We start from the raw sequence: 2,304 nt of genomic DNA, 5'->3' as shown, positions 1-2,304 counted from the left end.
ATCTCACCGCGATCTTCGGCACGCCGCCCGAGCTCCAGCCGCTCTATTGGGTCGCGGGCTACGCGGTGTTCGTCACGGCGAACGCGCGCGGCGTGGAGCTGTCCTTCATGGTGACGGCCATGGTGACGCTGATGGCCATCGCCGTGCTGGTCACCTTCTTCGTGAGTGCCCTGCCCCAGATCGACTTTGCGCGCTACGCGCTGAATGTCGGCGTGAACGAGGCGGGCGAGGCGGTGCATCTTCCGGACGGCGGCGGACCGTTCCTGCCGTTCGGCATCTACGGCGTGCTCGCGGCCATGCCGTTCGCCGTGTGGCTGTTCCTCGCCATCGAGCAGCTGCCTTTGGCGGCGGAAGAGTCCGTGGACCCGAAGCGCGACATGCCCAAGGGCATCATGCTGGGGATGTTCACGCTGATCGGCCTCGGCTTTCTCGTGCTGTTCATCAACCCGTCGATCCCGGTGGAGCGCGTCGTCGGCGGCGAGACGCTGACCGGCGCCTTCGCGCTCGGCACCTCGCCCGAGCCAATCCTTGACGGCTTCCGCGCCATCTTCGATCTGCATGCGGCCGGCGCGCTCGCTTTGGCCGCGGTGGTCGGCCTGGTGGCGAGCTTCCACGCCATCATCTTCGCCGGCGGGCGGCAAATCTATTCCCTGTCGCGCGCGGGCTATTTCCCGCATTTCCTGTCGGTGACCCACTCCAAGCACAAGACCCCCAACACGGCGCTGGTGGCGCTCGCATTGATCGGGCTCGGCGTGATGCTCGCCGTGTGGTTCACCATGGGCGGCAAGGACGCGGGCGCCTTTATCGGCGGCGTGCTTCTGAACATGGCGGTGTTCGGGGCCATGTTCTCCTATCTGCTCCAAGGGCTGACCTTCATCGAGCTCCGCCGCAAGGTCCCCAAGATCGAGCGGCCCTTCAGGAGCCCGTTCGGCATCCCCGGCGCGGCGCTCACCGTGCTCATCGCCCTCGTCACCATCGGCTTCCAACTCGCCGATCCGCTGTACCGGACGGGCGTGGTCGGCGTCGCCATCTGGTACGCCATCGCCATCGCCTATTTCGCGGTGCATAGCCGCAAGACCCTAGTTCTATCCCCGGAAGAAGAGTTCGCCATGCGCCATCGCGACGGCGCAGGGTCCTGAGCGCCGCCATGCGTCTTATCGCCGTTATGCGCCTTGCCACCGTTATGCGACTTGCCACCGTTATGCGACTTGCCGCCGGCCTCGCTGTACTCCTCGCGCTCGGCGCGGTGGCCGCGTGCGGGCAAGACGATGAAGAGGCGCCGGCAAAGCAGGAGACCCCGAGCGAGGCGGTAATCTTCGTCTCTCGGATCTACGAGGCCTATACGGACAACAAGGACGACGATCCCGTCCAGCCGGAAGGGTCGGAGATCTACTCAAAGCGCCTGCAGGCGCTTCTCGACAAGGACGCCGCCGAAACACAAGAGGGCGAGGTCGGCCGCCTCGACTTCGATCCTTTCGTCGACGGCCAGGACTGGGAAATCGGCGGCCTCAAGGTGAAGGAGGTTTACCGGTCCGGCGGCGAGGCGCGGGTGCGCGCGGACTTCGCCAATTTCGGCAAGCCGCGGAGCATCCTCTTCAGCCTCGTGCGCGAGGGCGGAGAGTGGCGCATCGACGACATCGCCGAGACGCTGCCCCCGCGCTGGACCCTGTCGAAGATCCTGACCGGCGCGCCCGACGCCTTCCCGGACGCGAAGCAGGAGTAGCGGGAGCCCTACGCCTTGGGCGGGCCCGGCAGCGCAGGCTGCGTCTCCTCGCGGGGAATGTCCGGGTCGATGACAGCCCAGCTTGGCGCGCTTCTCGTCCAGATGGTGATCTCAGGCCGGGCCAGCGCCGGGTTGTCGAGCGTGCCGCCGCGGATGCCTAAGAGATGCGGCCGCGCCTCGGAGCCCGTGGTCACCGGCGTCCCGCAAATGGGGCAGAAGCCGCGATGCATTGTGTTGCCGCTGTCGGCGGTGCTCGCATAGTCGGTGAGGCCGCCCTCGAGGCGCACGGCGTCGGCCGGGAAGACGACATTGACCGTGGCGTTGCCGGCCGCGAATTTCTGGCAGTCGGTGCACCAGCAGGTGCGAATCGCGAGCGGGGCCGCGTCGATCTCATAACGTACCGCACCGCACAAACAGCCGCCGGTGATGGTCATGGGTCCCTCCTGTTACGCGTCGCGGCAAGGTGCAAGACGGGCGGTTTGCACACAAGTCTTCATAAAGCCGCAAGGCTTGCGGCGGCGCCGTGGCGAGCGCTAACGTGCAATGCCGAGAAAAAGCCGGGATTGCGTCCCGGCCTCGCC

General features: G+C 66.8%; 3 protein-coding genes. 2 read left to right on the top strand and 1 reads right to left on the bottom strand.

Features of this window, described 5'->3' with window-relative positions:
• Positions 1 to 1,139, top strand: a 1,139-nt coding sequence (locus ACSLE4_RS06645) for an amino acid permease (protein WP_435903695.1), incomplete at its 5' end; no start/stop codon positions are given.
• 62 nt (positions 1,140 to 1,201) lie between these two features.
• A complete protein-coding gene (locus tag ACSLE4_RS06640; protein WP_435903694.1) occupies positions 1,202 to 1,723 on the top strand; it encodes a DUF3828 domain-containing protein in 522 nt (173 codons plus the stop codon).
• 8 nt (positions 1,724 to 1,731) lie between these two features.
• Here ACSLE4_RS06640 and ACSLE4_RS06635 read toward each other — a convergent pair whose 3' ends face one another.
• Entirely contained in the window at positions 1,732 to 2,157 is a 426-nt protein-coding gene (locus ACSLE4_RS06635; protein ID WP_435903693.1) for a GFA family protein, read from the bottom strand.
• Positions 2,158 to 2,304: the final 147 nt, after the last annotated feature.

The sequence above is a fragment of the Methyloceanibacter sp. genome (assembly GCF_051306395.1).
GTDB lineage: Bacteria > Pseudomonadota > Alphaproteobacteria > Rhizobiales > Methyloligellaceae > Methyloceanibacter.
Note: the sequence above shows the minus strand (reverse complement) of the source record. Positions and strands in the feature narration are given on the sequence as shown.

Bases quoted from the DNA above. Each gene is read 5' to 3' on its own strand.
- ACSLE4_RS06640 (WP_435903694.1), top strand. From the start codon at position 1,202: ATGCGACTTGCCGCCGGCCTCGCTGTACTCCTCGCGCTCGGCGCGGTG.
- ACSLE4_RS06635 (WP_435903693.1), bottom strand. From the start codon at position 2,157: ATGACCATCACCGGCGGCTGTTTGTGCGGTGCGGTACGTTATGAGATC.